Annotated in this window: 26 protein-coding genes; 14 read left to right on the top strand and 12 right to left on the bottom strand. The window is 67.1% G+C overall.

Annotated elements, in window-relative coordinates:
- Positions 1–2: 2 nt before the first annotated feature.
- On the bottom strand, positions 3–935 hold the full coding sequence (locus BM365_RS04970) for a LysR substrate-binding domain-containing protein (protein WP_093487128.1): 933 nt from the start codon (positions 933–935) through the stop codon (positions 3–5).
- A gap of 106 nt (positions 936–1,041) precedes the next feature.
- On the opposite strand from BM365_RS04970, the gene BM365_RS04965 reads away from it, so the two are divergent.
- Complete coding sequence (locus tag BM365_RS04965) at positions 1,042–1,938, top strand: DMT family transporter (RefSeq protein WP_093489501.1); 897 nt, start codon at positions 1,042–1,044, stop codon at positions 1,936–1,938.
- A gap of 6 nt (positions 1,939–1,944) precedes the next feature.
- Here BM365_RS04965 and BM365_RS04960 read toward each other — a convergent pair whose 3' ends face one another.
- The 3 genes from BM365_RS04960 to BM365_RS04950 form a co-directional block, all read right to left on the bottom strand.
- Positions 1,945–3,342, bottom strand: a complete 1,398-nt coding sequence (locus BM365_RS04960) for a DUF2867 domain-containing protein (RefSeq protein ID WP_093487126.1) — start codon at positions 3,340–3,342, stop codon at positions 1,945–1,947.
- A gap of 18 nt (positions 3,343–3,360) precedes the next feature.
- A complete protein-coding gene (locus tag BM365_RS04955; RefSeq protein WP_093296658.1) occupies positions 3,361–3,690 on the bottom strand; it encodes a metalloregulator ArsR/SmtB family transcription factor in 330 nt (109 codons plus the stop codon).
- 90 nt (positions 3,691–3,780) lie between these two features.
- Positions 3,781–4,689 carry a peptidylprolyl isomerase gene (locus BM365_RS04950; protein WP_093487124.1) on the bottom strand — a complete coding sequence of 303 codons (909 nt, stop codon included), beginning with the start codon at positions 4,687–4,689 and terminating at the stop codon, positions 3,781–3,783.
- A gap of 132 nt (positions 4,690–4,821) precedes the next feature.
- Between BM365_RS04950 and BM365_RS04945 the strand changes: the two genes are divergently transcribed.
- From BM365_RS04945 to BM365_RS04935, 3 genes are all read left to right on the top strand, one after another.
- On the top strand, positions 4,822–5,187 hold the full coding sequence (locus BM365_RS04945) for a PadR family transcriptional regulator (RefSeq protein ID WP_093296662.1): 366 nt from the start codon (positions 4,822–4,824) through the stop codon (positions 5,185–5,187).
- On the top strand, positions 5,184–6,101 hold the full coding sequence (locus tag BM365_RS04940) for a sensor domain-containing protein (protein ID WP_093487121.1): 918 nt from the start codon (positions 5,184–5,186) through the stop codon (positions 6,099–6,101). Before BM365_RS04945 ends, BM365_RS04940 begins: the two co-directional genes overlap by 4 nt.
- Positions 6,102–6,167: 66 nt before the next feature.
- A complete protein-coding gene (locus tag BM365_RS04935; RefSeq protein WP_093487119.1) occupies positions 6,168–7,055 on the top strand; it encodes an alpha/beta hydrolase in 888 nt (295 codons plus the stop codon).
- 48 nt (positions 7,056–7,103) lie between these two features.
- Here the strand turns inward: BM365_RS04935 and phaZ are convergent, their stop codons facing one another.
- Both phaZ and BM365_RS04925 read right to left on the bottom strand, forming a co-directional pair.
- Complete coding sequence (phaZ, locus tag BM365_RS04930) at positions 7,104–8,351, bottom strand: polyhydroxyalkanoate depolymerase (RefSeq protein ID WP_093487117.1); 1,248 nt, start codon at positions 8,349–8,351, stop codon at positions 7,104–7,106.
- Between the two features lie 81 nt (positions 8,352–8,432).
- Positions 8,433–9,041: a class I SAM-dependent DNA methyltransferase gene (locus BM365_RS04925; RefSeq protein WP_093487115.1), complete on the bottom strand. Its 609-nt coding sequence runs from the start codon at positions 9,039–9,041 to the stop codon at positions 8,433–8,435.
- 98 nt (positions 9,042–9,139) lie between these two features.
- Here BM365_RS04925 and BM365_RS04920 point away from each other — a divergent pair, with 98 nt between their 5' ends.
- A complete protein-coding gene (locus BM365_RS04920; protein ID WP_093487113.1) occupies positions 9,140–9,556 on the top strand; it encodes a CopD family protein in 417 nt (138 codons plus the stop codon).
- A 31-nt stretch (positions 9,557–9,587) separates the two neighbouring features.
- Here BM365_RS04920 and BM365_RS04915 read toward each other — a convergent pair whose 3' ends face one another.
- A complete protein-coding gene (locus BM365_RS04915; RefSeq protein WP_093487110.1) occupies positions 9,588–11,282 on the bottom strand; it encodes an alkaline phosphatase family protein in 1,695 nt (564 codons plus the stop codon).
- 139 nt (positions 11,283–11,421) lie between these two features.
- Between BM365_RS04915 and BM365_RS04910 the strand changes: the two genes are divergently transcribed.
- Both BM365_RS04910 and BM365_RS04905 read left to right on the top strand, forming a co-directional pair.
- Entirely contained in the window at positions 11,422–12,699 is a 1,278-nt protein-coding gene (locus BM365_RS04910) for a dicarboxylate/amino acid:cation symporter (RefSeq protein ID WP_093487108.1), read from the top strand.
- Positions 12,696–13,133: a GNAT family N-acetyltransferase gene (locus BM365_RS04905; RefSeq protein WP_093487106.1), complete on the top strand. Its 438-nt coding sequence runs from the start codon at positions 12,696–12,698 to the stop codon at positions 13,131–13,133. The genes BM365_RS04910 and BM365_RS04905 overlap by 4 nt, the downstream gene beginning before the upstream one ends.
- Here the strand turns inward: BM365_RS04905 and BM365_RS04900 are convergent.
- The 3 genes from BM365_RS04900 to BM365_RS04890 form a co-directional block, all read right to left on the bottom strand.
- A complete protein-coding gene (locus tag BM365_RS04900; RefSeq protein WP_093487104.1) occupies positions 13,130–13,999 on the bottom strand; it encodes a bile acid:sodium symporter family protein in 870 nt (289 codons plus the stop codon). The genes BM365_RS04905 and BM365_RS04900 overlap by 4 nt on opposite strands.
- 163 nt (positions 14,000–14,162) lie before the next feature.
- Entirely contained in the window at positions 14,163–14,945 is a 783-nt protein-coding gene (locus BM365_RS04895) for a C40 family peptidase (RefSeq protein ID WP_093487102.1), read from the bottom strand.
- Between the two features lie 118 nt (positions 14,946–15,063).
- On the bottom strand, positions 15,064–15,621 hold the full coding sequence (locus BM365_RS04890; protein WP_093487100.1) for a C40 family peptidase: 558 nt from the start codon (positions 15,619–15,621) through the stop codon (positions 15,064–15,066).
- A gap of 87 nt (positions 15,622–15,708) precedes the next feature.
- On the opposite strand from BM365_RS04890, the gene BM365_RS04885 reads away from it, so the two are divergent.
- From BM365_RS04885 to BM365_RS04860, 6 genes are all read left to right on the top strand, one after another.
- Positions 15,709–16,188 (top strand): FKBP-type peptidyl-prolyl cis-trans isomerase, encoded by a 480-nt coding sequence (locus BM365_RS04885; protein ID WP_093487098.1) that lies wholly within the window; start codon positions 15,709–15,711, stop codon positions 16,186–16,188.
- Between the two features lie 112 nt (positions 16,189–16,300).
- Positions 16,301–17,548, top strand: coding sequence for a DUF418 domain-containing protein (locus tag BM365_RS04880; RefSeq protein WP_093487096.1), 1,248 nt, complete (start codon positions 16,301–16,303; stop codon positions 17,546–17,548).
- 19 nt (positions 17,549–17,567) lie between these two features.
- A complete protein-coding gene (locus BM365_RS04875) occupies positions 17,568–18,818 on the top strand; it encodes an NAD(P)/FAD-dependent oxidoreductase (protein WP_093489499.1) in 1,251 nt (416 codons plus the stop codon).
- Complete coding sequence (gene gorA / locus BM365_RS04870; protein ID WP_093487094.1) at positions 18,815–20,170, top strand: glutathione-disulfide reductase; 1,356 nt, start codon at positions 18,815–18,817, stop codon at positions 20,168–20,170. The genes BM365_RS04875 and gorA overlap by 4 nt, the downstream gene beginning before the upstream one ends.
- Before the next feature lie 35 nt (positions 20,171–20,205).
- On the top strand, positions 20,206–20,982 hold the full coding sequence (gene hutG / locus BM365_RS04865; protein ID WP_093487092.1) for an N-formylglutamate deformylase: 777 nt from the start codon (positions 20,206–20,208) through the stop codon (positions 20,980–20,982).
- Positions 20,983–21,109: 127 nt separating this feature from the next.
- Complete coding sequence (locus tag BM365_RS04860) at positions 21,110–21,976, top strand: DMT family transporter (RefSeq protein ID WP_233210853.1); 867 nt, start codon at positions 21,110–21,112, stop codon at positions 21,974–21,976.
- A gap of 10 nt (positions 21,977–21,986) precedes the next feature.
- Here BM365_RS04860 and BM365_RS04855 read toward each other — a convergent pair whose 3' ends face one another.
- Positions 21,987–23,129, bottom strand: coding sequence for a carboxylate-amine ligase (locus BM365_RS04855; protein WP_093487088.1), 1,143 nt, complete (start codon positions 23,127–23,129; stop codon positions 21,987–21,989).
- 106 nt (positions 23,130–23,235) lie between these two features.
- Between BM365_RS04855 and BM365_RS04850 the strand changes: the two genes are divergently transcribed.
- A complete protein-coding gene (locus BM365_RS04850) occupies positions 23,236–24,594 on the top strand; it encodes a hypothetical protein (protein ID WP_139227326.1) in 1,359 nt (452 codons plus the stop codon).
- Positions 24,595–24,781: 187 nt separating this feature from the next.
- On the opposite strand, the gene parE is transcribed toward BM365_RS04850, so the two are convergent.
- Positions 24,782–26,671 carry a DNA topoisomerase IV subunit B gene (gene parE, locus BM365_RS04845; RefSeq protein ID WP_093487084.1) on the bottom strand — a complete coding sequence of 630 codons (1,890 nt, stop codon included), beginning with the start codon at positions 26,669–26,671 and terminating at the stop codon, positions 24,782–24,784.
- Positions 26,672–26,676: the final 5 nt, after the last annotated feature.

Raw genomic sequence — 26,676 nt, 5'->3', positions numbered from 1 at the left:
TGTCAGGGACCGCGCCCCAGAAAGTCGTCCGGCATCGGCGGTAGCGGCGTGCGCTCATCGCGCGCTTCTTCCTTTAGCCAGTCGATGAAGGCCTGCGCGGCGGCGCTCGGCGGTTTGTGCGCGGGATGCACCGCGTAGTAGGCGAAGCGCGCTTTCAGTGCGGGCCCGGGCAGTCGCACGAGTTCGTATCGCTGCAGATAGGGTTGGGCGACATGCCGGCGCGCCAGTGCGGCGCCAACACCATAGACGGCGGCGCGCATCGCGTCGGTGCTGTCGTTGAAGCTGTGCATCGACGGCAGGCGCAGCCCGCGCACGCCAGCGGCACGGAACCAGTCGCGCCAGCCCTGTAGCGCAAGGTCCGTCACCAGCGGCAACTGGGCGATCTGCCGCGGCTCCTTGACGGCTTCGATGCCGGGCAGGGCGGGCGACGCGACCGGGAACAGTTCGTCGTCCATCAGATGGTACGAGGTCAGGCCTGACCAATGCCCGGGTCCGTGGCGGATACCCAGCTCCGGGCCTTCGTCATCGAAGCGTGTCAGTGCGATGCCGGTGTCGACGTGCAGGCGGACGTGCGGGTGGCGCGCGCAGAAACGCGGCAACCGCGGCAGCAGCCAGCAGTAAGCCATCGAATGCAGCGTGGTGATGCGCAGCGTGGTGGTCTTGCCGGCGAGTTGCAGGTGCGAGGCCACGGCATCGATATCGCCGAGCGCCGCATTGGCGGCATCCGCCAATTGGCGGCCCTCCATCGTGAGCTTCACGCCGCGCGCGTGGCGCTGGAACAGGACTACGCCGAGCAGCCCTTCCAGTTTGCGTACGTGGTGGCTGACGGCGCTGGCGGTGAGGTGCAGTTCGTCGGCGGCGTGGGCGAAATTCTGATGGCGGGCGGCGGCGGCGAAGACGCCGAGGGCGGGCAGCAGGGCGGGGCGCAGGCTCATGGTGGCTCCAGGCACAAGCCATATTTGTGGCTTGGCCGTATCGTACGCGCTTGTGGGGTTGGCAGGATCGGCCAGAATGGCGGCAGGCACGAACGAGGGTGCGGTGATGGCACAGGCAACGACAACCGTAGACCCCCTGCCGCAGGTGGCCGGACGCGACTGGCGCACACCACTGGAGTTGCTGGCGCTGGGCGCGATCTGGGGCAGCTCGTTCCTCTTCATGCGCATCGCGGCGAACCCGTTCGGACCGTTCGCGCTGGTCGAGGTGCGGCTGGCGCTGGGAGCAGTGGTCCTGCTGCCGTTCCTGTGGCGCGAGCGCGCGCACTTCCGCGCCGGCATGTGGCCGCGCCTGGCGATGATCGGCGCGATCAACTCGGCCATTCCGTTCCTGTTGTTCGCGTGGGCGGCGCAGCGTTCGCCTGCGGCGATCGGTGCGATCTGCAACGCGATGACCGTGTTGTTCACGGCGCTGGTGGGCTTCCTGTTCTTCGGTCAGAAGATCGGCACGCGTCGTTCGCTGGCGCTGCTGGTGGGCTTCGTGGGCGTGGTCGTGCTGGCGACGAGCAAGGCCGGTGGCTTGAGTGTGGGCGGCGCGGTGGTGGCCGGCTCCACGGCGGCATTGCTGTACGGCGTCGGCGTGAACCTGGTGCGCAAGCATCTGGCGGGCATCCCGCCGGCCGCCGCAGCGGCGGCGACGCTGAGCTGCGCGGCGCTGCTGGTACTGCCGTTCGCGGCGACGCATTGGCCAACGGCCAGTATCGCGCCAAGTGCATGGGGGGCGGCCATCGCCATCGGCGTGGTCTGCACCGGCTATGCCTTCCTGCTGTATTACCGGTTGATCCAGCGCATCGGTCCGGCGCGTGCGTCGACGGTGACCTACCTGGTGCCGCTGTTCGGCGCGGGCTTCGCGTGGGCGTTCCTCGGCGAGCCGGTCACGCTGGCGATGCTGGCCGCGGGCGCGCTGATCCTGGGCAGCGTGGCGGCCAGCCAGCGCGCCGCCTGACGGGCGTCAGGCGAACAAACCCTGCGCCAGCGTCAGTGGCGCGTGCCGCTGCACGGCGCCTTCCACGGCCATGCGTAGCATCGTCGGCGCGATGTAGGCGTGGTGCACGCCAGTGATGGCGGCCATGTAGGCACGTCCGAACACGTTGGCGCACCGCACGCGCGTGCCCAGCGTGATGTCAACGCCGGTATCGGTGATCTGCACGCCCACGCAGGAACGGAACGCCAGATGGCGGTCGTCCGCGCCGAGGATCACCTGCGCGCGTCGCCCGTCGGCATCGATCCGCTGCGCCAGCACCGGATAGCGTCCAGCGAACAACGGCCCGTCGCCGGTCGACAGCAGCGACGACACCGGGCAGCCCAGCGGCGAGGTGCGCAGCCGCAACGGGCGCACCAATACATTCCGCAATCGCATCAGCTGGGTCACGCCGGCGGGGCGGTATTGCAGGAAGCCTTCCAGCACATCCGCCATCAGGGCCGATGCGATCGCGTGCGTTGTGCCTTGCAGGCGCAGGCTGAAGGTGTCCTCGTGATGGAAGTCCGGCAGTTGATCCAACAGCAATGATCCGATAGGCGGAGACGGCAACGCCTTCACCGGCGATGCGCGGCCCTCGACGAACCCGATCTCGCCGCACCAGCCCGCCAACCGCGTGCGGACGCGACCGGCACGTGCGCGCAGGCCGGCACAGAGGTGCTGCTGCCAGCTGCCAGGCGGCGCATGCAGGGCAAGTCGAACGGTCGGGATGCGCTCGACATGCGCGGGATGCGCGGCCAGCCACGCCTGCACGGAAGGCGGCAGCGTTTCCGTCAGCGTGGCGATGTTCGCGTCGCCGGCCAGGACTTCGTCCTGCAGGGCGCCCTGAGGCAGCCCGCCAAGTTCGTCGGTGTGGCACGACAGGGCGAACAGCACCGGATGCGAACTGCCTGCCTGCAGCGGCGCGAACTGGTGCCAGGTGCCACCACCGAAGCGCACGCTGAAAAGCGCATCGGCGGGCAGGTCGACGTGATGCAGGGCAGCGGCGAAGTGCGACGGATCGTGCGCGAGCTGCGCGTCCGATGCCGTGGAGAAACGCAGGCGCGCGCCACCGCTGCCGGTTACGGCGGTGAACGTGCGGTGCCCGGCGTGACGGTGGAAGGGATGGCCTGCCGAGCCCACCGTGAAGGTGTACAGCGCGCTGCGTTCGCCGGCATCGAAATCGGGCGCGGCGATGCGCACCGATGGCTCATCCAGCGCATCCACGAAGCCCGGATGCGCGCGCTGCAGCGCGCCGGTGTCCGCGTGCAGGCGATCGCCCGCGCCGGGCCCGAGCTGCGCGAGCAACACCACTTCCACCGGCAGCCCGCCTGAGTAGGAGCGGATGCGGGCGGTGGGGAACCCCGGGACGACATCGGCATGGCGGTGCATGGCAGGACTCCTCGAAGATCAGCGGGGCTTGGGTGTTGCGGTCTTGCGCGCGCGCGCCTTGGCTTCGCGCTTCAGCGGGCCGGCGGTGGGGCAGACTTCGAAGGCGAAACCGGTCAGTGTGTTGACCAGGTTGTCGGGCGCCAGTCGGTAGAAAACGAACTGGCCGCGCTTGTCGCTACTGACCAGGCCGGCGGCTTCCAGCACGGACAGGTGCCGCGAGATGGCGGGCGCGCTCATGTCGAAACGCGCGGCGATCTCGCCGGCGGTGAGCTCCTGCGCGGACAGGTAGGCGAGGATTTCGCGACGCGGGCGCGAAGCCAGGGCGTCGAAGATGCGGTCGACTGTCATATGAACTTAGATAATTAACGTATTTGCTAAATATCTAAGTACAGGGCGCGGCTGTCAAGCGCCGCCCGTCGGGGCGGCGCTTGCGGGGGCTCAGCGGGTCGGGGGCGTGCGCACCGGCAGCGGGACGTTGCACAGGTCGATATGGCCGGCCGGACGCACGTACCAGCCGTCGCGGCGGTTGCGGCGCGCCTCGGTGGCGGCGGCGAAGGTCTTCGAATCGGTGCGCAGGACCTGCAATGGCGTGCGTTCGGCTTCCGGCACGTCGCTGGCGAGGCGAACGGTGGTGATCGGCGTGCGCTCGGTGGCGTTCTCGTAGAAGCCCATCGGCTCCGGACCGCGGGGAATCGCGCTGAGCAGTTCCATGCCTTTCACCACGCGGCCGACCAGGGTGATGTTGCGGTCGAGTTGTCGTGGCGACTGGCCGGTGACCACGTAGAGCTCGCTGCCGTTGCTGCTGTCGGGCGGACCACCGCGACCGGCGCCCAGGGCACCGTAGCAATGCGCCAGCCAGACCTCGTTCGTCTTCGGATCGCGCCCCGCCGGGAAACCATCGACGAAGCCGACCTCGGGTGCCCAGCCATCCACGTCCGGCAATCGGGTGAAGGACACGCCTTTGTCCGTGCGCGCGAATTCCGCCGGCAGCTTCGTCTTCGCGGTGCCCAGCGATTTCGCCTTGGCGGTGTCTTCCGCATCGGCATCGCCGAACTGCACCACGAAGTTGTCCTGTGAGCGGTAGATGCCCAGTCCGTTCCAGAAGCCCTCGTGCGCCATCGTACGGATGTTGCCCGCATGCTCGGGTGCGAAAGCGGGCGCCAGTTCGATCACCACGCGGCCGCCGCGCACGTCCATGTACAGCGTGTTCGCGGGATCCAGCGTGCGCCAGTCGGCATCCGGGGAGGCATCCAGGATCTCCTTGGCGCTGAGGTACTTCGGCGCCTCGGCCGCGTGCGCGGCAGGCAGGGCAAGCAGGCAGGCGAGCAGCAAGGGCGTCAGGCGCATGGCGGATCCGGTCGGGTAGGTGACCCGATTGTAGGGAGGCCGCCGGTCCCAGTGACTACTGGCACATTCGCTATATCAAAGTTCGCAATAGCATCCTCTCCAACCTAGCGGCGGGTCCGCAAAGGGGGAGCGATGAACGAACCCGATATCCATCTGAAGAAGTTCCAGAAAGAGCTCAGCGCCGGCACCGTCTCGCTGGCACTGCTGGCCGTCCTGGCCCGCGCAGGGGAGCCGTTGTATGGCTACCTGATCGCCAAACAGCTGGAGCGCGTGGGCGAAGGCGTGCTCAGCGGCAAGCAGAGCGCGCTCTACCCGGTGCTGCGAAACCTGGAGGGGGGCGGGCTGCTGGACAGCTTCGTCGAGCCCTCGGTCGCCGGGCCGCCGCGTCGTTACTACCGCATCACCGAGGCAGGGCGGCAGACCCTGCAGGCCTGGACCGCCGCCTGGCGCGCCACCCGCGATTCCGTTGATTCCGTGCTTGAGGGGATTCCTGCATGAACACCACCACCGCCCCGGGCAGCCTGCCCACCACCATCCCCGTTTACCTGGAGCAATTGCGCGCCGCGCTGTCGGGTGCCGACAAGGCCATGGTCCAGGACGCCCTTTACGACGCGGAGGAATACCTGCGCGCGGAAATGGCGGCCAACCCCGGCACATCGGAAGCCGAGGTCATTGCGTCCGTCGCCGGCAGCTATGGCGCGCCGGAGGAAGTGGCCGACATCTACCGCGATACCGAGGTCACGGTGACGCGCGCACTGCAGCCGCCGGCACCGCCCAAGCGCACGTCGCTGCTGGGGCGCTTCTTCGGCGTCGCCGCCGATCCACGCACCTACGGCGCGCTGTTCTACATGCTGCTGTCGCTGGCGACCGGCACGTTCTACTTCACTTGGGTCGTCACCGGCGCGAGCCTGTCGGTGGGTCTGCTGATCCTGATCGTCGGCATCCCGTTGCTGCTGCTGTTCCTGATGTCGGTGCGGCTGCTGTCGCTGGTGGAAGGCCGCATCGTGGAAGTGCTGCTGGGCGAACGCATGCCGCGCCGCCCGCTGTACACGCAGCGCGACAAGCCGTGGATGACGCGGTTGCAGGAACTGTTCACCGACGGGCGCACCTGGACGGCGATGCTGTACCTGGTGCTGATGCAGGCGCTGGGCACGGCCTACTTCACCATCGCGATCACGTTCCTGGCCGTTTCGCTGAGCCTGATGGCGGCACCGGTCATCCTGTTGCTGGGCCATGCCGGCGCGTTCGACGTCGATGTCATCAACCTGACGCCCGACTGGCCGTGGCTGTGGCCGGTGTGCTTCCTGGCGGGCTTCCTGCTGCTGTTCGGCACGCTGCACCTGGCGCGCTACATCGGCCGCTTCCACGGCTGGCTGGCCAAGCACCTGCTGGTGCGGACGCCGGTGGTGTAGGTCATCGAACGCCGGGCCGCCTTCGCAGCCCGGCGTTTTCACGAAGAGAATCGAGGAGCCGTCGTCATGCGTCATGTGCTTGGGCGTTTGCTGTGCCTGTCGCTGCTGCTGGTCCCGTTTCGTCCGCACGCCGAAGAGCCGCCTGCCGTCGTATCGAAAGAAGTCAGCTTTGAGAGCGAAGGCGTCACCCTGGTCGGTACGCTCTTTCAGCCGGCACATCCGCGCGCGGCGGTCGTCATCGTGCATGGGTCCGGGCAAGAAAAACGCATGCCGGATTTCGCGGTACGCCTGGCCCGCAACGACATCACGGTGCTGACGTACGACAAGCGTGGCGTCGGTGGATCGGGCGGCGTGTATGCGGGTCCCGAGGTGGGCACCAACAATGTCGACGCCGCCAATCTCGCGTTGCTGGCGGCGGATGCGGGCGCGTCCGTGGATGCACTGCTGGCGCATCTTCCTTCTCGCGACGTGCCCGTCGGGCTGGTGGGTTTCAGCCAGGCGACCTGGATCATTCCGCTCGCCGCCAACACGCGACCTGCTGTTCGATTTATGGTGCTCTTCAGCGGGCCTGTCGTCACCGCGCGCGAGCAGCTGCGCTTCCAGTTCTACACGCAGGGCGCGCCGGATTTCTGGAAGACGCATACCGAGGCCGACGCGCGCGACCACATCCGCAACGATCCGGACCGTTATCAGTTCGCCGACACCGACCCGCGCGATGCGCTTGCCGCGCTTTCGATCCCGGGGCTCTGGCTCTACGGCGACGTGGACGTGCAGGCGCCGGTGCAATTGTCGGTGGAACGTCTCGACGCGCTCAAGGCGCAAGGCAAGGCATACGAGTCCCAGGTGTTTCCCGGGCTCGGGCACAACGTGGCTTTCGCCGATTCCAGCGCGCCCGTGGACGCGGCGGTGCGATGGATCACTGCGCGCGCCGACACGTCGCCGGACAATCGCTAGACCCGTGCGCCGTGCATCGGCGCACGCCACGAAGGTGGGTGGGTGCCGTCAGCCTGCGTACTTCGCGATGAAGTCGCGCACCTGCGGATAGACCTTGTCGCGCCAGCGGCGGCCGCTGAAGATGCCGTAGTGGCCGGCGCCTTCGATGGTCAGGTGCTTGTGGTGGGCTTTCGCGATGCCGGTGCACAGGTCGTGCGCGGCGGCGGTCTGCCCCTGGCCTGAAATGTCGTCCAGTTCGCCCTCGATGCTCATGAGGGCCGTCTTCTTGATAGCCGAGGGCGTCACCAGTTCGCCATTGACCTTCCACTTGCCGCGCGGCAGCAGGAACTCCTGGAACACGGTGCGGATCGTGTCCAGATAGTACTCGGCCGGCATGTCGAGCACGGCGTTGTACTCGTCGTAGAACTTGCGGTGCGATTCGGCGTCCTGCAGGTCGCCCTTCACCAGGTCCGCGTAGAAGTCCCAGTGCGACATGAAGTGGCGGCTGGGATTCATCGCGATGAAGCCCGCATGCTGCAGGAAACCGGGATACACGCGACGGCCTTCGCCCGGGTAGGGCATCGGTACCGAGTGGATCACGTTGTTCTCGAACCACGACAGCGGATTGCGCGTGGCAAGGCTGTTCACTTCGGTCGGGCTGCGACGCGCATCGATCGGTCCGCCCATCATGACCAGCGAACGCGGGGTGGCTTCACCGCGTGCAGCCATCAGCGACACGGCCGCCAACACCGGCACGGTGGGCTGGCAGACGCTGATCACGTGCAGTTTGTCCGCGCCGATGTGGCGGATGAATTCCTCCACGTAGGCGACGTAATCGTCCAGGCTGAAGGCGCCCTCGGACGCCGGCACCATGCGCGCATCGACCCAGTCGGTCACGTAGACCTTGTGGTCGCGCAGCAGCGTGCGCACGGTGTCGCGCAGCAGGGTGGCGTGGTGGCCGGAGAGCGGTGCCACGACCAGCACGACCGGGTCGTCCTTCAGCGTGGTGATCGTCTCGGCGTCGTCGGTGTAGCGCTTGAAGCGCAACAAGCGGCAGAACGGCTTCTTGACGATCTCCTGCTCCACCACGGGAACGGTGCGCCCTTCGACCTCGACCTCGTGGATCTCCCACGCCGGTTTTTCGTAATCCTTGCCAATGCGGTAGATCAGTTCGTTGCCGGCGGCGATGCGCTCGGCGCCCGGCACGTTGGACAACCAACTGGTCGGGGCGGAGAAGATGCGCGCGTTCGCTTCGGCCATATAGGCCAGCGGCGCCATCCATGCGCGTCCGAGTTCGTGCAGTTGGTACAAGGTCATGGCTGTCCGGAATCCCGCTTTTGGTGCACGGTGCTGCGCCGCAGCATACCCCAAAAGGCGAGGGCGCCGCGCGTGGCCTGTTCAGGTTATCGGCCGATAATCCGCGGCCTCCAGTACCGCCACGTCGCCCGCCAGTCGCGGGCCCAGCCAGCAGTGGTTGCCGATCGACTGGAACCCCTCGCCGTTGAAGGCCTGCCGGTACCAGGCCGCCTTGCGCGGCTGGAAGCCCTCGTGGTCGCCGTCGAAGTCGTCCTCCTTGGCGAAGGTCTCGAGGAACGCGACGCCACCGCACAGTTCCGCCAGCCCGGGGAGGCCGCGCTTCAGTTCGCGGGTCGGCACGTAGTGCAGCACGTCCGAACACACCAGCAGGTCGACCGGCGCGCACGGACGCAGGTACTGGAAGTCCTCGAAGCGCGCGGGGTGCAGGTTTCGCGTACGCCCGAAGCGGCGGATGGCGTACTCGCTGCTGTCGAAGCCCAGGTACTGGAGTTTCGGGCGTAGCTTCAGCAAAGGTGCGCGCCACGCGCCTTCGCCGCAGCCGATGTCGAGCACGGTGCGGATCGGCCGCTCCAGATGGTATTCGGCCACCGCGACCGCCAGCGCGATCTTGCGCGCGAGCCGCGGCGCACCGCCGATGTCGCCGTCGCGGTACCAGCGCTTGAAATAGTCCGCGTCGTACTGCTTGGTCATGCGCGTGCCCGGGTACGGAAAGGCAGCAAGCTTACGCGATGCGGCGCGCTATCCTATGCGCCGCACGCCATCCTGCGCAGCCACACGGAGCCAGCCGCATGTACCTGTGGGTCAAGACCTTCCATCTCGTCTTCGTCATCGCCTGGATGGCGACCGTGTTCTACCTGCCGCGCATCCTGGTCAACCTGGCCGAGACCACCGGGCAGCCCGACGCGCAGGCGCGCCTGTTGCTGATGGGCCGCCGTCTGTACGGCTTTGGCCACAGCATGTTCGGGATCGCGGTGATCCTCGGTGGCGTGCTGTGGTTTTACTTCGGGATCAGCGGCGGCTGGTTGCACGCCAAGCTGACGTTGGTCGCGCTGGTGCTGGCACACTTCATCGTCACCGGCCGATGGCTGAAGGGCGTCGCGAAGGGCAAATCGCTGCCATCGCCGACCGCATTGAAGTGGTTCAACGAACTGCCGCTGTTCGCCTTGATCGCGATCATCTGGCTGGTGCTGGCCAAGCCGTTCTGAAGCGTGGCGCCGGGCTTGCCGGCGCGTAGGTTCATTTCTTCTCGAAATCGCCGATCTTCGGCAGTTCCACCGGCACGCCATTGGCGTCGCAGGTGCCGGCGGCGCACAAGCGCGCGCGCAGCTTCGGCGTGGCCTGCACGATGACGTGGTAGATCGTGTTCTGCTCCAGCGTGCCGCGGAAGGCGTCGCTGCCGGGGCCGATGGCCCAGATGCCGACGTCTTCGCCGCCATGTGATTCGGACTTCAACGGCACCAACGCTTCCTGCAGGTAATCGGGATGCTCGGTATCGACATGGCTCAGGTCCGGGCGGCCTTCGGCGGGTTCGACGCTGCTGGGTGCGTGCAGGAATTTCTTCGGACCCGCAGGCTGGCGGTTGCTGGCGCCGGTATAGCCGGGGCCATTGGCGTACGTCAGCGTGGTGAAGGTCATGCCGGTCTGGTCGCGCGCGAGGTCGCCGGGCGTGTCGTCTTCGCCGCCCTGGCCCCGCACCTTGCCGAGGATGGGGTTGCCGCGCACCGGATAGCCGACGAAGTTCAGCGTGTGCGAGTGGTCGGCGGTGACCAGGATCAGCGTGTCGTCGCGCGAGGTCGCGTCGAGCGCAGCCTGCACCGCGTCGGACATCGCGACGGTTTCGTCGAGCGCGCGATACGCGTTGCCGTAGTGGTTGGCGTGGTCGATGCGCGCGCCTTCCACCAGCAGTACGAAGCCTTCCGGATTGCGCGAGAGCGTGTGGATCGCTGCGCGGGTCAGGTCGGCGAGCGAGGGCTCGCCCTGGTCGTCCTTGCGGCGATCGTGTTCGAACTGCATGTGGTCGTATTCGAACAGGCCCAGCAGCTGCGGCGCGTCGGCCGCGGCCTTCAGCTGCTGCGTGTTCCAGACGTAGGCGCCCTGGGGATGCGCCTGCTGCCATTCGGCCACGAGGTTGCGGCCATCCAGGCGCTGGCCGACCTTGTCGTCTTCTTCCGGATCGCGCACGTCGACCGGCAGGAACTCACCCCGGCCACCGGCCAATGCGACGGTCGGGCCATGGCCGAAGCGCGCAGCGGCGAGAAGTTGCTGGGCGATGTCTGTGCAGCCCGCCGCGACGGCTTCCTCGGGCAGGTCGCTGTCGTTCTCCCAATCGCGGTGCGGGACATGGGCATACGTGGCGGCAGGCGTGGCGTGCGTGAGCCGCGCTGTGGTGACGATGCCTGTCGCCAGGCCCGCGCTGTCGCCCAGCGTCAACCAACTGAGCAGGTGCTTGTTGCGGCTGTCGGCGCAATCGTTCTTGCGGCCCGCGGAGACGCCGATGGCGCCCATGTGCGATTTCACGCCGGTCGCTACCGCGGTCATCGTGCCGGCGGAGTCGGGCGTCTGCGAATCGGTGTTGTAGGTCTTGCTGAAGGCGGTGTGTGGGAAGCGCTCCCAGCTCAGCAGGTTTTCCTCGCCCGGCGTGCCCTTGCGCTGGCCTTCGAAGATGCGCGCCGCGGCCACCGTGGTCAGGCTCATGCCGTCGCCGAGGAAGACAATGACGTTCTTCGCGCGCCCCTGCATGGCGCCATTGCCAGCCGCCTTGGCAGCACCACTGCGATACCACCACTGCGGGGTCTCGCCCTGCGGATGCGCCACCGGCGCGACGTCGACGCGGACGGAAGAGGGCTGTGAAGGCGACGTGCTGGCGCAACCGGCCAGGACGGTGAGCAGGACTGCGCCGGCGAGCGGCGATACGAAAGAGCGCAGATGCATGATGAACCGGGGAAAGGCAGACGCATCATTATGCCGTCCGGGCAGTGTCCTGTTCATGACACCCGGCATTCCGCCCGCAAGGTCGCCCCGGGGTAGGCCTTGGGATAAGGTGTCCCGTCCATTTAAGTGAGTCGTCTGGATGAAGCTGGTGTCGGCCTGGTTGAAGATCCCGTTCTGGCAGCGCGTCGTCGCCGGCTTCGTGCTGGGCGCGCTCGCAGGCTGGCTGATGGGGCCGGCGGCGGGGACCTGGCTGAAGCCGCTGGGCGATCTGTACGTCACGCTGATCAAGATGATCGCGGTGCCGCTGGTGTTCTTTGCGGTGATCAATGCGGTGTCCAGTTTGCACGGACAAAAGTCCGTGGCGGCGCTGGGTGGGCGCACGTTCCTGTGGTTCGCCGCGACCGCGGCACTCGCCGTCTGCGTGGGCCTGGCCGTGGGCTGGGTGGTGCAGCCAGGCAAGGGACTGACGGGCCTGATGATGGCGCCCGACTACCAGGTCCGCGAAGTGCCCACGCCGGTGCAGGTGCTGCTCGACATCGTGCCCGCCAATCCGTTCAAGGCGTTGACCGAAGGCAAGATCCTGCAGGTGATCTTCTTCGCGGGATTGCTCGGTTTCGCACTCGTGAAGCTCGGCGAACGCAGCGCGGGCCTGCGCAAGCTCGCGGGCGAGGCCAGCGACACCATGGTGCAGGTCACCCGCTTCGTGCTGGAAATGACCCCGCTGGGTACGTTCGGCCTGATCGGTTCGCTGGTGGGCACGTACGGCTTCGAGAAGCTGCTGCCGCTGGGCAGCTACATCGGTGCGTTGTACGTCGCCTGCGCGCTCCACATCGTGGTGGTGTACGGCAGCCTGCTGCTCGCGCATGGCCTGAACCCGTGGAAGTTCTTCCGCGGCGCGGCGCCGGGCATGCAGGTGGCGTTCGTCAGTTCGTCCAGTTTCGCCTCGATGCCGGTCGCGTTGCGCAGCGTCACCCACAACCTCGGCGTCGACAAGGATTACGCCGCGTTTGCCGTGCCGCTCGGCGCCAGCATCAAGATGGACGGCTGCGGCGCGATCTATCCGGCGCTGACCTCGATCTTCGTGGCGCAGTACTTCGGTCTGGACCTGTCGGTGAACCAGTACTTCGTCATCCTGCTGGCCTCCGTGCTGGGCAGCTTCGGCACGGCCGGTGTGCCGGGTACGGCGACGGTGATGGTCACGCTGGTGCTGAGCGCGGCGAACCTGCCGCTGGAAGGCATCGGTCTGCTCGTGGCGATCGACCGCATCCTCGACATGATGCGCACGATGACCAACGTGACCGGCCAGATGCTGGTACCGGTGCTGGTGGCGAAGGAGACCGGCCTGCTGGACAGGGAGGTCTACGAATCGGCGTCGACGAACGTGGGCCTCGCGGACGACGCAGCGCCGACGCCATGAGCGACGCCGGGACGATCGAACTGGTCGAGTCGTTCCCCGATGCGCCGACCTACCGGCGGCTCCGCATCGAGACGGGCCTGTCGCCGAAGTCGCAGCAAGCCGCGGAGCGCGGGCTTGCGAACACGTTGTACGGAGTCAGTCTGCTGAAGGCCGGTGACGTGATCGGCATGGGGCGGGTGGTCGGCGACGGCGGCACCGTGTTCGTCGTCGTGGACATCGCCGTGCGACGGGACCACCAGGGGCAGGGATTGGGCAAGCGCATCATGGCGGCGCTGGATGCATGGTTGCGCGCAAACGCACCACCCTCGGCCTACGTCATGTTGGTCGCGGATGGAGAAGCCCGGCACCTCTATGCGCAGTTCGGCTTCGCCGACACGGCGCCTGCATCGATCAGCATGGCCTATGTAGCGCGCGGTTCCGGTGCCGGCAGCTAGGCGCTGGCCTCGCGCGCGCTGCGCGACACCCACCAGGCGAACACCGCTGCGGTGACGAACATCAGCAGGCTGTAGACCGCCGCCGGCACGGAGATCGTCGGTTTCTCCAGCACGTTGAGCGCGATGAAGATCGCCAGCGTGCCGTTGTGGATGCCGATCTCCATCGCGATGGCGATGGCCTGCTTCTTCGGCAGGCGCAGCGCCAGCGGCGCCACGTAGCCAGCGCCCATGCTGACCAGATTGAATAGCAAGCAGGCCAGGCCGACGATGGCGAAGTAGGTGGCCAGCGTTTCCCATGACTGCACGACCGCGGCGACCACCAGCAAGGCGAGCACGAGGACCGACAGCAGCCGGATCGGCTTCTCCGCGCGCGCTGCGAAACCCGGCGCCTTCGCGCGCAGCAACATGCCGATCGCGACAGGCAGCAGGATGATGGCGGCGACCTCGACCACCTTCTTCGTCGGCGGCGGCACGTACTGGCCGGCGCCGAGGAAGTACTCCAGCGACAGGTTGAGGATCACCGGCAGCGTCAGCAGGCAGACCAGGCTGTTGATCGCCGTCAGGGTGATGTTCAGCGCCACATCGCCGCGGGCGAGATGGCTATAGATGTTGGCGGTCGCGCCACCGGGCGAAGCCGCGAGCAGCATGAGTCCGACGGCGAGCTCGGCCGGCAGGCCGAACGCCAGCGCCAGCCCGAACGCGACCCAAGGCAGTACCAGCGTCTGCAGCGCGAGTCCGATCAGCACCGCGCGCGGATAACGCGCGACGCGACGGAAGTCGTCCAGCGTCAGCCCCAATCCCAGCCCGAGCATGATGATGCCCAAGGCCAACGGCAGCAGCAGGTTGGTCAGCAATGAAGCCTGCATCGCGTACGACTCCCCTTCGGCGCGAATGGTTGGATGACGCGCATGTGGCGTTTGCCGGAGGATGGCGGCAACGCGCCATGCGGCGCAAGTTGCGCTGCACCGAACCGAAAAGAAGAAGGCCGCACAGGGCGGCCTTCTTCGCATCGCGGATCTGCGCTGCGCGTTACATCGCGACGCGGCGGCCGCTGAGGTAGCGGTTGCCCCAGTAGCCGGTCAGCAGCGTGTCCACGCGCACATCCTTGCCGCGGCTGGGCGAGTGCAGGAAGCGGCCTTCGCCGACGTAGATGCCGACATGGTTCACGCGGCCCTTCAGGCCGAAGAACACCAGGTCTCCCTGGCGCAGTTCCTCGCGCGCGCCGATCAGTTCGGCGTCCGCCTTGCTGGCCATGTCGCGGGAGACGCGCGGCAGTTCGATGCCGAGCGCGGTGCGGAACACGTAACCGACCAGGCCGCTGCAGTCGAAGCCACTGTCGGGCGAGGTGCCGCCCCAACGGTAGGGCGTGCCCATCAGTGCGAGCGCGCGCTGCAGTACGACCTGGACCTTGCCGCCTTGCTGTTCCTGGGCGACCACGCCTTCCTTGCTGAGGTCGTAGGCGGCCAGCAGCTTGCTGATGTCGCCAGCGACCATTGCCGAACGATCGACCAGCGGCAGCGTATCGCTGGCGGCCAGGCGCGGGAGCAGGGCGGAGAGCGTCGCGGTCGCGGCCTCGGCGGCCTTTTCCTTGACGCTGGCGGTAACCGACTTGGCCGGGGTCGCGGCGGGCGCTTCGACCACATCGGCGCTGACGGCGGCCGGGGCGGCAGCGTCGACCGGGGCCGGCGCGTTCTGGGCGACAGCCGTGGAGGCGGCGACGCAGAGCGACAGGCTGAGGAGGATTCGGGTAACCCCCCGCGGGATGCGGTGGGTGGCGGCTGGCAGGCCTGGCGGCAGGTCGTCGGTCGTCACGCGCGGGAAGGTTTCACAGGATGATCACGATAATGCCGGCTGATCGGACCGATTTGGTTCAGAAATCGTTATTTATTCGTTAAGAGTGAACGTCCGCTGTCACAGAGTTGACCGATTCCTAACGAAGGACGCGTTTCGCGCCGGTGTAATGGTCCCGCCAGTAGGGACCGTCCAGATGGTCCAGCCGGACCGTACCCCCGGTGCTCGGCGCGTGGACGAAGCGCCCCTCACCCACGTAAATGCCCACGTGGGTGACATTCCCCCGGCTGCCGAAGAACACCAGATCGGCCGGCGCCAACCGGAGGGGCTCGATCTTCGGGCCCTGCACGCCCGCCAGCTCGCGCGAGGTCCGGGGCAGGCGGACATCCAGCATGTCCCGGAATACATAAGTGACCAGGCCACTGCAGTCGAAGCCGGACTCCGGGGTGTTGCCGCCGTACCGGTAAGGCGTGCCTACGAGGCCGATAGCCCGCATCAGCACTGCCGTCGCGGCGGCCGGATCGTCGGCCTCCACCACGGGCCACGCGCGCTGCGCGGGCGGGGGCGAGGATTTCCTGGCCTGGGGTTTGGAACCGCCACAGCCGGCCAGGCCCAACACGACGGCGCAGAGGGACAGCGCGGCCCAGCGCTGAAGTGGCGCGGGCAGGGGCAAGCCGGGATAATGTCGGGCCTTCATTGCGGCGCATCTTCGCCGCATTCCCTCGCGGCCGACAAGCCGCTCCTGTCCTGCCGGCCGGCAGGCAGGCCCCGCCCAGAGTCCCGCATGAAAATCGCAAAAGACAGCGTCGTCCGTTTCCACTACACCGTGTCCGAAGCCGGCCAGGAGCCGATCGAAACCTCGAAGGACCGCGAGCCGCTGGCGATCCTGATCGGCCATGGCAACATCATCCCGGGCCTCGAGAACGCGATGCAGGACCGTGAAGCCGGCGAGAGCTTCGGCGTCGATGTCGCCGCGGCCGATGCCTATGGCGAGCGTCGCGACGGCCTGACCCAGCGCGTGCCCAAGAAGCACTTCGGCAACCAGCGCCTGATCCCCGGCCAGCAGGTCGTGCTGCAGACCAACTTCGGCCCGCGCGCCGTCACCATCGAGAAGGTGGGCATGAGCGTGGTCGACGTGGACCTCAACCACCCGATGGCGGGCAAGGACCTGCACTTCGACGTGGAGATCGTCGAAGTGCGTGAAGCCAGTGCCGAGGAACTCGAGCACGGTCACGTGCACGGCGACGGTGGCCACCACCACTGAGTCGCGCCCGATGCGTCCATCGAACGGCCTGCGCACGCGGGCCGTTTTTTTTGGCGCACAGGACGGTGTGGCGGGCATGTTCTAATCGAGGCTTCGATCCAGGGGGAAGGGAATGACGGCGACGATCACGGAAAACCTGGCACCGGTGGGGATGGCGGAGCGCATCGAGGCGATGGACGTGCTGCGCGGCTTCGCGCTGCTGGGCATCCTGTTGATGAATCTCGAAGGCTTCGTGGGCCCGGTGATGGCCTCGGCGAGCGGCGTGGATCCGGCGCTGACCGGAGCGGACCGCATCGTCGACCTGCTGATCTACGTACTTGTGCAGGGCAAGTTCTACACGTTGTTCTCGCTGTTGTTCGGCATGGGGTTCGCGGTGATGTCGCAGCGCGCCGAGCAGGCAGGCCGCCCGTTCGCCGGTATCTACTGGCGCCGCGGACTTGTCCTGCTGGCGATCGGCCTGGTGCACGCGATCTTCATCTGGGCGGGCGACATCCTGATGATGTACGCCCTGTGTTCGTTCCTGCTTCTGGCATTCCGGCCGTTGCCGTACCGCTGGTACGTGTGGTTCGGGCTTGGCGCCTACGTCATGCCGATCGGCTTCATGTACCTGATGGGCGCAATGGGTTCGCTGCTCGGCGGCACCGAGGGCTGGGACAAGGCGATGGGCGAGATCGGTGCGCAGATGCAGGCGCTCGTCGATAGCGAGCGGGCTGCTTACGCCAGTGGCAGCTACGTCGATGCGACATGGCAGCGCTTCAAGAGCACCGGCATGGCGCTGAGCAACATCACCATGTTCGGGTTCATCGCCTTCGGCTTGTTCCTGCTGGGCGCGTGGTTCGTGCGCAGCGGCGCTATTGCGCGTCCGCTCGAGTTTCCGCGTCTCTACGCCGGGCTGCGCTGGGTGGCGTTGCCGCTCGGGTTGCTGGCCATGCTCGGCTCGGTGGCGCTGTCGCCGACGATGGATCCGACGACCTTCAACCTGCGCGTATCCACGGCCTTCGCGCTGCAGATGGCGGCCAACCTGCTGATGTGCCTGGGTTACCTGGCGTGGATCCTGAGAGCATTGCAGAGCCCGATGGGCGAGCGCTCTCTCACAGTGCTGGCGCCAGCGGGCCGGATGGCCCTTACCAACTACCTGATGCAGTCGCTGGTGTGCACGTGGATCTTCTACGGCTATGGGCTGGGCTACTTCGAACAGTTGCCGCGCGCCTGGCACCCGCTGTTCGCCCTGATCTTCTTCAGTGTGCAGGTGCTGCTCAGCCATGCCTGGCTGTCGCGCTTCCGGTTCGGACCGATGGAATGGGCATGGCGCTCGCTGACCTACGCCAAGTGGCAGCCGCTGCGCCTTCGCACTGCGTGATTGCGACTACACTGTCGTGGTGAATTCCTCCCGCGACGACGTCCTCATCATCGGTGGCGGTGCCATCGGCCTGGCGACTGCCCTGGCGTTGCTGGAAGCTGGCCGCAGCGTGCGCGTCATCGATGCGGGCCCCGCAGGCGGAGGCGCTTCGCACGGCAACTGCGGCACGATCACGCCCAGCCATGCGCCGCCGCTCGCGGCGCCTGGCGTGGTGGCGCAGGCGTTGCGCTGGATGTTCACGCCCGATGCGCCGCTCTATCTCAAGCCCCGTTTCGATCCGGCGTTGTGGCACTGGTTGTTGCGCTTCGCCATGCGCTGCAACACGCGCGACTGGCGGGAGAGCACACAAGCACGCGCGGCATTGCTCGATGATGCGCGTACGCGATTGGCCGATTGGGTCGGTCGCTACGGCTTGCAGTGCGAGTTCGAGGAAGAAGGTCTGGATTACGTCTTCCGCGACCCGCGCAAGTTCCAGCAATACGTGGACGAAAGCGTGGTGCTGAAGGAATTCGGTATTGCCACGCAGGTGTTCGGTGGGCACGACTACGAGCGCGAGGAGCCCGCGATGTTGCCGGGCGTGGCGGGCGCCATCCGGTTCCCGGGCGATGCCCGCCTGCGCCCGGACCGCTACGTGGCCGAACTCGCGCGCGTGGTGCGTGCCCGTGGCGGCGTCATCGACGAGTACTGTCGCGTGGAGCGTCTCGAACAGTTTGGCGAAGGTGTTCGGGTAACGACGGACCAGAAGCCGCGGGAAGGGCGCGAAGCGGTGATCGCGCTGGGCGCCTGGACGCCCGCGTTCGCGCGCCGGCTCGGTATTCGCGCGCCCATCCAGCCCGGCAAGGGCTACTCGATCACCTACTCGCGACCCACGCGGGTGCCGCGCCATCCGATGGTGCTGAAGGATCGCTCGGTGTGCGTCACCGTGTGGGAGAGCGGTTTCCGGCTCGGCAGCACGATGGAATTCTCCGGCCACGACGACCGTCTTAACCCGACCCGCCTCGCCGCGCTGGAGCGGGGCGCGCGCGAGTTCCTCCGCGAGCCCGTTGGGCCGGACGTCCGTGAGCGCTGGTGCGGCTGGCGTCCGATGACCTGGGACGATCTGCCATTGCTTGGCCGCGCGCCCGGCCAGCGCGGTGTCTGGATCGCCGCGGGCCACGGCATGCTGGGCATCAGCATGAGCTCGGCCACCGGCCAGTTGATGGCCGACATGATCACCGGCCGTACACCGGCCTTCGATCCCACTCCCTACCGACCGGAGCGATTCGCATGACGCCACAGGAATTCGATCTTGTCGTGATCGGCGGCGGCTCCGGCGGACTCGCCGGCGCGTTCCGCGCGGCCTCGCACGGTGCGCGGGTCGCCTTGCTGGAACCGAAGGAGCTGGGGGGCACCTGCGTCAACGTCGGCTGCGTACCGAAGAAGGCGATGTGGCTGGCGGCCGACATGGCCCAGAAGATCGCGCTGGCATCGTCGCTCGGCTTCGACGTGCCGCCGCCGGTGCTCGACTGGAAGGAATTCATCGTCCATCGCCAGCGCTACATCGCCGGCATCCATGCCAGCTACCGCAAGCGGCTGGATGAAAGCGGCGTGGTGCTGATGCCCTGCCACGGACGATTGCTCGACGCGCACACCGTGGTGAACGCGGACGGCGTGCCGTTGCGCGCGGGGCACCTGTTGATCGCTACCGGTGGTCGGCCCTCGCGACCGGACATTCCGGGCGCGGCGCTGGGGCAGGTGTCGGACGACTTCTTCAACCTGTGCGCCGCACCGCAGCGCGTGGCCATCGTTGGCGGGGGTTACGTCGCGGTCGAACTGGCTGGCGTGTTGCAGGCACTGGGTAGCCAGGTGGAGCTGTTCGTGCGGAGCCAGAAGCTGCTCGACGGCTTCGACGCGCAGATCACCGCGGAACTGGCCGATGACATGCGCCAGCATGGGGTGCGTCTGCACTTCGGTTATGCGGTGGCGGCGCTGGAGGAAGCGCGCGACGGCGGCGTGATCGTGCTGGCGGAAGACGGCACGCGCAGCGAGCGCTTCGACGGGTTGATCTTCGCCACCGGCCGCCGTCCGAATACCGGCGACATGGGGCTGGAGGCCGCGGGCGTGAAGACCGATGCGCGGGGTTTCGTGCCGGTGGACGCATGGCAGGACACGAACATAACTGGCATCCATGCGGTGGGCGACGTGACCGGCCAGGCGGCGCTGACGCCGGTGGCTATCGCGGCCGCGCGACGGCTTATGGACCGGGTGTTCGATGGACAGTCCGATGCCCGGCTGGATTACCGCGACATCGCGACCGTCGTCTTTTCGCACCCGCCCGCAGGCAAGGTAGGACAGACCGAGGATGAGGCCCGCGCTGCGCACGGAGACAGCGTGAAGACCTACACCACGCGTTTCCGACCCATGCTGCACGCGCTGGCCGATTCGCCGCAGCGCAGCCTGTTCAAGCTGGTCTGCGTGGGTGAGGAGCAGCGCGTGGTCGGCATCCATCTGTTGGGTGAAGGCGCCGACGAAATGCTGCAGGGGTTCGCCGTCGCGCTCAAGAAAGGCATCACCCTCGCGGACCTGCACGACACGGTGGCCATCCATCCCACCAGCGCCGAGGAAGTGGTGCTGATGCGCTGAATCCACGGCGTGGGGCGCGGCGATACAATGGCGCCATGGACACCTACATGCTGCACCAGGGCACTGCGCCGCTGTTCATCAGCCTGCCGCACAACGGGACGCGCGTTCCCGATGACATCGCCGCACGCCTGACACCGGAAGCGCGACGCGTGCCGGACACCGACTGGCATGTCGCCGAGCTGTACGACTTTGCGCGCTCGTTGGGCGCATCGATCATCGTGCCGGCGTACTCGCGCTACGTGGTCGACCTCAACCGCCCGGAAGACGATGTCTCGCTGTATCCCGGGCAGAACACCACCGGTTTGTGTCCCCTCGTGCGCTTCAGCGGCGACCCCGTGTACCTGCCGGACCAGGCGCCCACGCCGGACGACATCGCCGCGCGCGTCGACACCTACTGGCGGCCCTACCACCAGGCGTTGCAGCAGGAACTCGCCCGCATCCGCGAGGCGCATGGTCGCGTGGTGTTGTGGGAAGGCCACTCCATCCGCAGCGAAGTGCCGTTCCTGTTCGAAGGACGGCTGCCGGATTTCAACCTCGGCACGGCGGCGGGGGCGAGCTGTTCACCCGCCTTGCAGCAGGCGCTCGAAGGCATCCTAGCGTCGCAGTCGGACTACAGCTTCGTGGTCAACGGCCGGTTCCGCGGTGGCTACATCACCCGGCATTACGCCGATCCGGCGCAGCAGGTGCAAGCCGTCCAACTGGAACTGGCGCAGCTGAACTACATGGACGAGGACAGCTTCGCCTACCTGCCCGAACGCGCCGGTCGCACCCAGTCGCTGATCCGGCGGCTGCTGGAATGCACGCTGGCATGATCGCGCGCCGATGACCCGTCCCGGCGCGGAGGACGAGCTGGCGCAGCCGCTGGACGTGGCGCCGGCCGAGGCGGTCGATGCGCCACCGGCGCATCCGGCCTTGCATGCCGTGAGCCGTTCCGGGCTGATGCTCGCGGCGATGGGCGCCATCGCGTTCTCGGGCAAGGCCATCATCGTCAAGCTCGGCTATCGCTACGGCACCGATGCGGTCACGCTGCTGGCGCTGCGGATGCTGGTGGCATTCCCGTTCTTCCTCGCGATGGGCGCGTGGGCTGCACGACGTAGTTCACCGCTGAGTCCGGCAGATCGCGGGCGGATCCTGCTGCTCGGATTCCTCGGCTACTACCTCGCCAGCTTCCTGGATTTTGCCGGGTTGGCGTACATCACCGCCACGCTGGAACGGCTGATCCTCTACCTCACCCCGACCCTGGTAGCGCTGATCGGCTGGCTGGCGTTCGGCCGGCGCATCTCGCGGCGCCAGGCCGTCGCGCTGCTCGTGAGTTACCTCGGCGTGGCGCTCGCTTTCGGCCATGACCTGCAGGTGGGCGGCGCCAACATCGCGCTGGGTAGCGTGCTGGTGTTCGGCAGCGCGCTAGCGTATGCGCTTTATCTGGTGGGCAGCGGCGAACTGGTGCAGCGCGTGGGTGCGGTGCGCCTGACGGCTTATGCGAGCAGCGTGGCGAGCGTACTGTGCCTGCTGCAGTTCGTCGTACTACGGCCGATGGAAGCGCTGGCGCTACCGTGGGAGGTCTACGCGCTTTCGCTGGTGAACGGCACCTTGTGTACCGTGCTGCCGGTGTTGGCGGTGATGATGGCGGTTGCGCGCATCGGGTCTGCGCTGGCCGCGCAGGTGGGGATGATCGGGCCGGTCTCGACCATCATCCTGAGCCTGTTGCTGTTGGGCGAACCCATGGGGCCGTGGCAGGTCGCCGGCACCGTGCTGGTGATGGCAGGCGTGTTCGTCGTATCCCAGCAGAAGACGGTCGCCCGCTGATCAAGCGCGCCTAGGCGATGGCACTGGCGTCCGCCAGCCATTGCACCACGTGGGACAGCGCTTCCGCGTGGCTGTCGCCTGCGTCGCGTCGCTCTCGGTAGCGCTGCAGTTGCCCGTGTGCGCTGGTGCCGTCCTCGAGGATCTGCCAGACGCGTTCGACCTGGCGCATGCAGCCCAGTGCGCGGATGTCTCCGTCCAGTGCTCCCAGGGTGTTCTCCAGCATCTCGCGCACCGACACGAGGCGGCGGCTGCCCAGGTCGATCAGGCCGGCATCGAATCCGTAACGCTGCGCGCGCCACAGATTCTCCGCGACGATCGCCTGGTCGCCGGTATGCAGGTCTGCGTACAGTTCTGGCCTGCGATCGAGATGCCGTACCAGGCAGCGATAGAGCTGCGCGATGGCCAACGCATCGCACAGATCGGTGCAGGCGTCGGTGACACGCAGTTCCAGGGTGGGGAAGGCGAGCGACGGTCGCAGCGCCCACCAGAGGAAGCTTGCATCCTGGATAGCGCGACCATCGGTCATGCGCTGGACATAGTGATCGTATTCGGCCTGGTCGCGGAACAGCGGCGGCAATCCCGTGCGCGGGATCTCCTGGTAAGCCGTCTGCCGATAACCCATCAAGCCGGTGGCGTGGCCCATCCAGAAGGGCGACGAGGTGCTGAGGGCGAGCAGCAGCGGCAGGAAAGGCTGCATGCGTGCCATCAGCGCGACGCGATCCGCGGGATCGGCCGGTTGCACGTGCACGTGCAGGCCGCACAGCAGGTTGCGTTGGCCGAGCATCTGCAGTTCGCCCATCACCTTGTCGTAGTGGGGTTTGTCCGTGCTGCGTTGCCCGCGCCATTGTGCCGAAGGGTGGGTGCCCGCCGAGAGGATGCCGAGTCCGTGTCGGTGCGCGATATCGCCTACGCTGCGGCGCAGCGAGCGCAGGTCGGCTTCGGCGGCATCCGTGTCGTCGTGCACGCCGGTCTGGACCTCGACCTGGGTCTGCAGCATCTCGCTGCCGAAACGCTCGCCCAATGTTGCGCGGCATTCGGTGAAGAACCGCCGTGGCATGTGCCGCAGCCGGCGACCATTGCGGCGTACGAGGAAATATTCTTCCTCGAGACCGAATGTATAGGCGTGAAGGTCGGGTCCGGATGTCGATGCCATGCCGGGGTTATCGCACCGGCACAGTGAACGTGATGTTCAACGGCGCTGCGACCCTTTGCACGATCCCTGCATCTCCTGTACGTCATTCACTCCGATCGGGCGTTCGATGATCCGTTGCGCTGTTGTGCTGGTATTCCTTTCGCTGATGCTCGCCGCGGGCCCTTCGGTAGCGCAGGCCTCATTGGATGTCCGGATCAACAGGCTGCAAGGCCTGCTCGATCTGGCGCTGTCCTACTGCGGAGGCGACGAGGGATCGCCTGCCCTGCAGAAGGTGCTTGCAGACATGGCGCCGCCGAGCGCCGCCGATGCGGATCGCCTGCACCGCTTCTGCGGGATGGACAGGTGGAGGGACTTTCGCTCATCGGAAGAGCGGCCGCGCGGTTACGGCCGGTGGTCGTCGCCCTGGTGGAGGCTCCAGGATGAAGCCGTTCTCTCCCCCGACCTCAAGACGTTTCAGCAGCGCATCGCTGGCGACTATGGGCCGGAAGAGCAGAAGATCGTCCTGGACGCGCTGGCAGCCGTAGAACCCTGGTATGTCGAAAAGGTGGAAGGTGGCCTGGGAGGCCAGGCGTCCGCGATGGCGGATGGCATGCGCGGCCATCTGCAGGAGCACAGGGTGGACACGTTGCTTGCCGCGGCCGCGAGGTTCTACGGTTTGCCGGGTGCCGCCGACGTGCCTTGGACCATCGGCCTGTCGCCCGTTCCGGCGGGGGGAGGTTCGTTCAGCGCGACGGTGAATGGGTACGTGGTGCGCAGCTTCATGCCGGTGGACAGCCGCGACTACACGGGCTACGCGAGCGTCGTGGTGCACGAAGTGGCCCATGTCCTGTTCGGTCGCCAGCCGCTCCCTGAGGTGGAGCGCATCCGCGCCGCCTTCCGCGATGCGCCGTCGCCTAACCGGCGCTACGCCGAAGCCTGGCTCAACGAAGCCCTGGCGACGGCGGTGGGCAATGGATGGGCCTATCGGCGCATGGCGGGCCACGATGACAGAGCGCCCTGGTACGACGATGCCGTCATCGATGCTTACGCACGCGCCATTGCACCTGCCGTCTATGCGCGCCTGGACGCCAACGCGCCCATGGACGATGCGCTGATGGCCGGATGGGCTGCCGCGTTCGATCGGGCGTTACCGGACGCTCGCCGCAACCCGGATGTGTTGCTGCAGCACCTGGTCCTCGTCACCTCCCAGGGGCGCGACGTGGCGGGCCAGCTACAGCGTGCGCTACGCGAACGGATGCGGGTGCGCGCGATGACGGTCGTCAGCGAGGCGTCCGCGGACCAGATGCCGGAAGAAGCGGCCACGATCCTGCGCGTAGAGATAGCCGAGGGCGCCGAAGCAGCGAGATGGACACGCGAGGAAGCCGCGGACGGTCGTCTCGTCTACCGGATCCGATTGCCGGATGTCGCGGCATTTCCCGAAGCGCTGGATACGCTGGTCGCGAACATCCGCGCCGATGCTTGGTAAGCACTGCAAAGCGCGCCAGCAGTAAGACCGGAGGCAGGGCGCGCCGCAACGGCACGGCGCGCTCCAAAGGCCCGGTCAGGCTTTCAATGAAGCCAGGTCGCCCTTGGTCTCCAGCCGCGCCCCGCGATAGCACTTACTGCAGGATAACGAGGCCGTCGCAACGGCCCCATGCAACGAAGGGCCGGAATCAGGCTTCCAGCGAAGCCAGGTCGCCCTTGGTCTCAAGCCACGTCTTGCGATCACCCGAACGCTTCTTCGCCAGCAGCATGTCCATCAGACCGCGCGTCTGCAGGTCGTCGTCCACGGTCAGCTGCACCAGGCGGCGCGTGTCCGGATGGATGGTGGACTCGCGCAACTGCGAGGGGTTCATTTCACCCAGGCCCTTGAAGCGGGTGACGTTGACCGCGCCGCGGATCTTCTCGCGCTCGATCTTTTCCAGCAGCAATCGCTTCTCTTCTTCGTCCAGCGCGTAGAACACCTGCTTGCCCACGTCGACGCGGAACAGCGGCGGCATCGCGACGAAGACATGGCCGGCCGCGACCAGGGCGGGGAAGTGGCGCAGGAACAGCGCGCTCAGCAGCGTGGCGATGTGCAGCCCGTCGGAGTCCGCGTCCGCCAGAATCACGACCTTGCCGTAGCGCAGCCCGCTGATGTCGTCCTTGCCGGGGTCGCACCCGATCGCCACGGCCAAGTCATGCACTTCCTGCGACGCGAGCACGCTGCCGGACGCGACTTCCCAGGTGTTCAGGATCTTGCCGCGCAGCGGCAGGATCGCCTGAAAATCCTTGTCGCGCGCCTGCTTGGCCGAGCCGCCGGCCGAGTCGCCTTCCACCAGGAACAGTTCCGTGCGCGAGAGATCCTGGCTGATGCAGTCGGCCAGCTTGCCGGGCAGGGCAGGGCCTTGGGTGACCTTCTTGCGGACGACCTGCTTTTCGGTTTTGAGGCGCGCGCTGGCGCGCTCGATGGCGATCTGCGCGATCTTCTCGCCCAGGTCCACGTGCTGGTTCAACCACAGGCTGAAAGCATCGTGCGCGGCGCCTTCGATGAAACCGGCGGCCTGGCGCGACGACAGGCGCTCCTTGGTCTGTCCGCTGAATTGCGGATCGGTCATCTTCAACGACAGCACGAACGCCACGCGGTCCCACACGTCTTCCGGCGCGAGCTTCACGCCGCGCGGCAACAGGTTGCGGAAGTCGCAGAACTCGCGCAGCGCGTCGGTGAAGCCGCTGCGCAGGCCGTTGACGTGGGTGCCATGCTGCGCCGTCGGAATCAGGTTGACGTAGCTTTCCTGCACCAGCTCGCCCTCGGGCACCCAGGCCACGGCCCAATCCACAACCTCGCTATCCTTCTTCAACTGGCCGACGAAGATGTCCGGAGGCAGCAGCTCGCGGCCGGTCATCTCGCCCTTCAGATAATCGCGCAGGCCGTCTTCGTAATGCCAGGTGTCGCGCTCGCCGGTGGCTTCGTCGAACAAGGTAACGTTCAGGCCGGGGCACAACACGGCCTTGGCGCGCAACAGGTGGCGCAGCGCCCGCACGTTGAACTTCGGCGTGTCGAAGTATTTCGGATCGGCCCAGAAGCGCACGCGGGTGCCGGTGTTCTTCTTGCCGACGCTGCCCACCACTTCCAGCGGCGAGGCACGGTCGCCGTTGCGGAAGGTGATGCGGTGTTCGCTGCCCTCACGCTTGATGTGCACTTCCACCAGCGTCGACAGCGCGTTCACTACGCTCACGCCCACGCCGTGCAGGCCGCCGGAGAAGGTGTAGTTCTTGTTGCTGAACTTGCCGCCGGCATGCAGGCGGGTGAGGATCAGTTCGACGCCGGGGATCTTCTCCTCCGGGTGAATGTCCACGGGCATGCCGCGGCCGTCGTCGGATACTTCGCAGCTGCCGTCCTTGAAGAGGGCGACCTCGATGCTGCCGGCATGGCCGGCCAACGCTTCGTCCACAGCGTTGTCGATGACTTCCTGCGCCAGATGGTTGGGGCGCGCGGTGTCGGTGTACATACCCGGCCGGCGCTTGACGGGGTCCAGGCCGGACAGGACTTCGATATCGGCGGCGTTGTAGCGGCTGCTCATGGGTT

It is taken from the genome of Pseudoxanthomonas sp. YR558, assembly GCF_900116385.1.
Classification (GTDB): domain Bacteria; phylum Pseudomonadota; class Gammaproteobacteria; order Xanthomonadales; family Xanthomonadaceae; genus Pseudoxanthomonas_A.
This window is presented reverse-complemented; position numbering and strand designations above follow the sequence as displayed.